Below are 6587 nucleotides of genomic sequence, written 5' to 3'. Positions count from 1 at the left end.
ATGATCCGTGTCCGGATCACACAACCACACACGATGACGACACGACGGGCAGCCCCAGCGGCCGCCGGTCACCATGCTTGCCCGAACGCGACGTGCTTGGCCGGTCTGGTGGTCTGAGCGGGGTGATCAGAACCCGATCCCATCTCGAACTCGGCCGTTAACCGCCCCAGCGCCCATGGTACTGTGTCTCAAGACACGGGAGAGTCGGTCACCGCCAGACCTGCCAAGCACGTCACACATTCCCTCGACACGACCTCGACCGAAGAAGCCCGCCAGGCCCAGCGCCCGGCGGGCTTCGTCGCGTTGGCACAATCGGGTCCCATGTCGTCCTCATCGCCGGGCCTCGACCGGGATCGGCCCGTCGCACGGCGCCCCTTCCCTTCGCCCGGTCCGCCCTCGGGGGCGAAGCCGGGACAGGGCCGCGAAGACGACCGGGGTCGAGTAGAGCGTCAGCAATTGCGACACGAGGAGCCCGCCCAGAGCCGTGATGCCGAGGGGCTGGCGCAGCTCGTGGCCCGGTCCGGTGCCGAGCGCCAGCGGCACCGCGCTCAGGGCCGCCACCAGCGTCGTCATCAGGATCGGCCGCGCCCGGGCGACGGCCGCCTCCAGGATCGCCTCGTCGGCCGGAAGGCTCCGCTCGCGCTGAAGGTTCAGCGCGACGTCGACCATCAGGATGGCGTTCTTCATCACGATCCCGACCAGCAGCACGCAGGCGATCGAGGCCACCAGCGTCAGCGGCGTGCCGGTGGCGCACAACGCCAGCAATCCGCCGAACACCGCCGAGGGCAGGGTCGAGAGAATGGTCAGCGGGTGGATCAGGCTCTCGTAGAGCACCCCGAGCACGACGTAGATCGCCGCGACCGCCCCGAGGAACAGCAGCATCTGGCGCGTCCCGGACTTGCCCGCCTCCGCCGCCTCACCGCGAAACCCCGTCTTGATCTCGCCGGGCAGGTGCAGCGTCGCCTCCGCCGCACGGATCGCCGCGAGCGCGGCGCCGATCGCCACGCCCGTCCGGGTGTTGAACGAGAGCGTCACGCCCGGCATCCCGTCGAGGTGGCGCAGCCACATCGCGGCGTGGCCCCGTCGGGGTCGCATCACCTCGGAGAGCGGCACCTGCGGCCGCTCCGGGCTCGCCCCCGGGACGTAGAGGCCGGCGAGGGAGGACGGGCTGCCCTGCGCGCCCGGCTCGACCTCCAGCACCACGCGGGCGTAGTTCGACGGCAGGTAGATCGTCTCGATCTGGCGCTGGCCGAACGCATCGTAGAGGGTGTTGTCGATGGCGAGCGGCGTCACCCCGAACTGCGCCGCCCGCTGCCGGTCGATGACGACGCCCGCTTCCAGCCCGGCGCGCTCGGCGCTCGTCACCACGTCGGTGACCTCGGGCATCGCCAGCATGCGCTTGCGCATCGCCTCCGAGGCGGTCCAGAGGGCGTCCGTGTCGGGGCCGACCAGCGTGTACTGGTAGCGCGTGGCGCCGCCCGAGGCGCCGAGGCTCAGGTCCTGCAGGGGCGTGAAGTAGGTGCGCACGCCCTGCACGCGGGCGAGGCGCTCGCGCAGGCGGTCCACCACCTCCTCGACCCCGGGCCGTTCCGCCAGGGGTTTCAGGCCGACATAGAGCGTGCCGTTGCTGAGCGACGACCCGTCGCCGCCGATGAAGGAGCTCAGGGCCGCCACCGCGGGCTCCTTCAGGATGGCCGTCGCGACCTGGCGCTGCAGCCGCTCCATGGCGGCGAAGGAGACGTTCGCGACGGTGATCGTCCTCACCTGCAGGATCCCGGTATCCTGCAGCGGCATGAAGCCCTTCGGCAGGGCGGCGTAGAGCCCGGCCGAGCCCGCGGCGCTGAGCCCCAGCACCAGGAGCGCGGGGCCCGGCCGGCGCAGGCACCAGCCGAGGCTCGCCCGATAGGCGCGGGCCGTGCGGGACGGAACGGCCGGGCGGTGGTCCGCCCCCCGCTTCGGCAGCCTGCCGCACAGCATCGGCACCAGGGTCAGCGAGACCAGGGCCGAGGCGACGATCGCGGCGACGAGCGTCAGCCCGAACTCGCGGAAGTAGCGCCCGACCACGTCGGGCATCAGCAGCACCGGCAACAGGGCCGCGGCGAGCGCGGCCGAGATGGCCACGATGGTGGCGCTCATCCGGCGCGCCGCCTCGAGGGCGGCCTCGGGCGCCGAGCGGCCCTCCTCCATCAGGCGCACCACCGCCTCGACCACGATCACCGCGTCGTCGACCACGAAGCCGACCGCGATGGTGAGCGCCATCAGCGACAAGTTGTCGAGGGAGTAGCCGAGGGCGCCCATCGCCGCGACGGTGAGCGCGAGCGCCACCGGGATGCTCGCCACCGGCACCAGGGTGGCGGTCAGGCGCCGCAGGAACAGGGCGACCACGACCATCACGAGGCCGATCGCGATCGCGATGGTGCGGGCGACCTCGGCGACCGATTCGCGGATCAGCACCGTGCGGTCGTAGAGCGTGTGCACCTTGAGCGAGGGCGGCAGCCAGCGGGCGAGCTCGGGCAGGGCCGCCTTCACGGCGTCCACCGTCTCGACCACGTTGGCGTCGGGCTGCTTGCGGACGGCGATCACCACGCCGCGCTCGCCGTTGAACCAGCCGGCGGTCCGCGTGTTGATGACGCTGTCGCCGACCTCGGCGACGTCGCCGAGGCGGATCGGCCGGCCGTTGCGGAAGGCGACGATCACCTCGGCCCAGTCCTCGGCCCGGACGAGCTGGTCGTCGGCCGCGAGCGTCCAGGTCTGGTCGGCGAGCGTCACCGCGCCCTTCGGCAGGTTCTGGCTCGCGTCGCGGACGGCCCCGCGCACCTCCTCGAGGGAGAGCTGCATGTTCGCCATCAGGCGCGGCGAGACCCGGATCCGCACCGCCCGCCGCTCCGCCCCCGAGACGAAGACCTGGGCGACGCCGGGCAGGGCCGAGAGCCGTGCGGAGACGACGCTGTCGGCAAGCGCGTAGACCTCGCTCGGCGGCAGGATGTCCGAGGTCAGCGCCAGCACGATCGCGGCGAGGTTCGAGGGGTTGGCCTTGTAGTAGACCGGCGGGCGCGGCAGGTTCTTGGGCAGGTCCTGGCTCGCCGCGTTGATCGCCGCCAGCACGTCGCCGGCGGCCGCGTCGATGGTCTTCGAGAGCGCGAATTGCAGCGTGATCGAGGTGCCGCCGGTCGCGCTGAACGCGCTCATCTCGGTCAACCCGGCGATCAGGCCGAGGCGGTCCTCGAGCGGCTGGGCGAGCGAGGTGGCGACGGTGTCGGCGCTGGCGCCGGGCAGGCTCGCCTGGACCACGATGGTCGGGCGCTCGACGTTGGGCAGCGAGGCGATCGGCAGCCGGGTGAGGACGACGAGGCCGATCAGCAGGAGCCCCAGCGCGATGAGCGCGGTCCCGACCGGCCGCGCGACGAAGGGGGCGGCGAGGTTCACGGGGCCTGCTCCGCCGCCGCGAGGGCGGCGGGCTCGAGTCCGCGGCGGCGCGTCAGGGCGTCGAAAGCGAGGTAGATCACCGGCGTGGTGTAGAGGGTGAGCACCTGGCTCACGACCAGGCCGCCGACGATCGCGACCCCGAGCGGCCGGCGCAGTTCCGCCCCGATCCCCTCGCCGAGCGCCAGCGGCAGCGCCCCGAGGAGCGCCGCGCAGGTGGTCATCATGATCGGGCGGAAACGCAGGCGGCAGGCCTCGCGGATCGCCGCCTCGGGCGCGACCCCGCGCTCGCGCTGCGCCTCCAGGGCGAAGTCGACCATCATGATGGCGTTCTTCTTCACGATGCCGATCAGCAGGATGACCCCGATCAGCGCGATGAGGTCGAACGGCATCCCGGCGAGCATCAGAGCGAGGAGCGCGCCGAGGCCCGCCGAGGGCAGGGTCGACAGGATGGTCAGCGGGTGGATGACGCTCTCGTAGAGCACGCCGAGCACGATGTAGACCGTGACGATCGCCGCCAGGATCAGGATGCCGGTGGTCCGGAGCGAGGCGGCGAACTCGGCCGCGGCGCCCGAGAGCCCGGTCGTCACCGTGTCGGGCAGGCCGATCCGGCCTTCCGCCCGCCTCAGGGCCTCGAGGGCTTCCCCGAGAGAGGAGCCGGGCGCGACGTTGAACGACAGGGTCGCGGCCGGGAACAGGCCCTGATGGGTGACCGAGAGCGGCGCCGTCCGGCGCTCGACCTGCACGAAGGCCGAGAGCGGCACCGCCGCCCCGGCCTCGCGGTAGCCGGTGCCGAGGCCGTTGGCGGCGTCGCCCGCGGTGAGCGCCCGCGAGGTGCCGGGGGTGACGTAGATCCGGTCGAGGATGTCGGGCGCGTCCTTGAGCGCCGGATCGACCCCGAGCACCACCCGGTACTGGGTGAGCGCGCCGTAGACCGTCGCGATCTGGCGCTGGCCGAAGGCGTCGTAGAGGACCTGGTCGAGGGCGTCGACGGTGATGCCGTAGCGCGCCGCCACCTTGCGGTCGATGGTGAGCGCGAGCTGCAGGCCCTCGTCCTGCTGGTCGCTCGCGATGTCGGCGAGCGCCGGCTCGTCGCGGAGCGCCGCGAGCAGGCGCCGGCTCCACCGGCGCACGAGGTCCTCGTCGAGGGCCTGGAGCGTGTACTGGTACTGCGTGCGCGCGGCCCGGGTCTCGATGGTGAGATCCTGCGCCGCCTGGAGGTGGAGGGCGATGCCCGTCACGCCGTCGACCGCCCGACGCAGGCGCTCGACGACGATCGGGGCCGGATCGCGCCGGTCGGCCGGGCCGATGTCGATGTAGAGCCGGCCGGTGTTGAGGGTCGGGTTGACGGTGCCGGCGCCGACGAAGCTCGACACCGCCCGCACCGCCGGGTCCTGCCGCAGGATCTCCGCGATGCGGCCCTGGCGCTCGGCCATGGCCGGGAAGGCGATGTCCTGCGGCGCATCGGTGGTGCCGACGAGGAGGCCGGTATCCTGCTCGGGGATGAAGCCCTTCGGGATCGCGGCGTAGCCCCAGGCGGTCGCCGCCACCGTGAGGGCGAACGCCGCGAGCGTCGCGCGGCGATGCGCGAGCACGCCGTCGACGCCGCGCATGTAGAGGCGCGTCAGCGCCTCGAATCCGGCCTCGCTCCAGCGCTCGAACCGGCCCGGCCGGTGGTCCGGCGGCTCCGGCTCGAGGAGCCGGGCGCACATCATCGGGGTCAGGGTCAGGGAGACCACCCCTGAGATCACCACCGCGAGGGAGAGGGTGACGGCGAATTCGCGAAACAGCCGCCCGACGAGGCCGCCCATCAGCAGCAGGGGGATGAACACCGCCACCAGCGAGACGGTGAGCGAGACCACCGTGAAGCCGATCTGGCGCGCGCCTTTGAGCGCGGCGGGCAGCGGCGCCTCGCCGGCCTCGATGTGGCGCACGATGTTCTCGATCATCACGATGGCGTCGTCGACGACGAAGCCCGACGCGATGGTGAGCGCCATCAGCGACAGGTTGTCGAGGGAGTAGCCGAGCAGCGCCATCGCCCCGAAGGTCGCGATCAGCGAGACGGGAAGCGCGACGCTCGGGATCACCGTCGCCCAGAGCTTGCGCAGGAACAGGAACACCACCAGCACGACGAGCGCCACGGTGAGGACCAGGGTCGACTGCACGTCGGCGATGGCCGCGCGGATCGAGACGGTGCGGTCGGTGACGACCGCGACCCTGAGCGCGGGCGGCAGGGCGGCGCGCAGCTTCGGCAACAGGGCGTGGATCGCGTCGACGACCTCCAGCGTGTTGGCGCCGGGCTGGCGCTGGATGTCGAGGAGGATGGCGGGTTTCCCGTCGAACCAGGCGGCGAGGTCGGTGTTCTCGACCCCGTCATGGGTGCTGCCGATGTCGCGAAGGTGGACCGGTGCCCCGTTGCGGTAGGCGATCACCACGTCGCGGAACGCCTCGGCCTCGAGGAGCTGGTCGTTGGCGCCGACCTGGAAGGCCTGGCGCGGCCCGTCGAGGCTGCCCTTGGGCAGGTCGTTGGAGGAGGCCGCCACGGCGCGCCGGACATCCTCCAGCGACAGGCCGAGCCCGGCGAGGCGGGCGGGATCGACGTTCAGCCGCACGGCGCGGGTCTGGTCGCCCTCGACCGTCACGGCGCCGACGCCCGGCACCTGCGACAGTTTCTGGATCACCTCGGTCTGGGCCTGGTCGCTGACCGCGTGCAGCGGCAGGATGTCTGAGGTCAGCGCCAGGATCAGCACCGGCGCGTCGGCCGGGTTGACGAGGCGGTAGGTCGGCGGGCCGGGCAGCAGGCCGACCGGCATCCAGCCGGAGGCGGCGTTGATCTGGGCCTGGACGTCCTGGGCGGCGACGGCGATCGGGCGGGCGAGGTCGAATTGCAGGGTGATCTGGCTGGTACCGGCGGCGCTGGTCGAGTTCATCCGGGTCAGGCCGGCGATCTGGCCGAGGTAATGCTCCAGCGGCGCGGTGACCGAGGTCTCGATCACCTGGGGCGAGGCGCCCGGACGGGCGGTGGTGACCTGGATGGTCGGGAAATCCACCGCCGGGAGCGCCGAGACCGGCAGGGCGAGATAGCCGATGATTCCGAGCAGGATCATCGCCAGGGTGAGGAGCGCCGTCGCGATCGGGCGCAGGATGAAGGGAGCCGACATGGA

Annotated in this window: 2 protein-coding genes and 1 rRNA gene; 1 reads left to right on the top strand and 2 read right to left on the bottom strand. The window is 72.3% G+C overall.

The window, feature by feature from the left end:
• Positions 1-104: 104 nt before the first annotated feature.
• Positions 105-220 (top strand): 5S ribosomal RNA (gene rrf, locus A5481_RS17950).
• A gap of 110 nt (positions 221-330) precedes the next feature.
• Here rrf and A5481_RS17945 read toward each other — a convergent pair.
• Together A5481_RS17945 and A5481_RS17940 are read right to left on the bottom strand one after the other, a co-directional pair.
• Positions 331-3426, bottom strand: coding sequence for an efflux RND transporter permease subunit (locus A5481_RS17945; protein WP_064504107.1), 3096 nt, complete (start codon positions 3424-3426; stop codon positions 331-333).
• Entirely contained in the window at positions 3423-6584 is a 3162-nt protein-coding gene (locus A5481_RS17940) for an efflux RND transporter permease subunit (protein WP_048436857.1), read from the bottom strand. Before A5481_RS17940 ends, A5481_RS17945 begins: the two co-directional genes overlap by 4 nt.
• Between the last annotated feature and the right edge of the window lie 3 nt (positions 6585-6587).

It is taken from the genome of Methylobacterium platani (assembly GCF_001653715.1).
In the GTDB taxonomy this organism is placed as follows: Bacteria; Pseudomonadota; Alphaproteobacteria; order Rhizobiales; family Beijerinckiaceae; genus Methylobacterium; species Methylobacterium platani.
This window is presented reverse-complemented; position numbering and strand designations above follow the sequence as displayed.

Bases quoted from the DNA above. Each gene is read 5' to 3' on its own strand.
- A5481_RS17940 (WP_048436857.1), bottom strand. From the start codon at position 6,584: ATGTCGGCTCCCTTCATCCTGCGCCCGATCGCGACGGCGCTCCTCACC.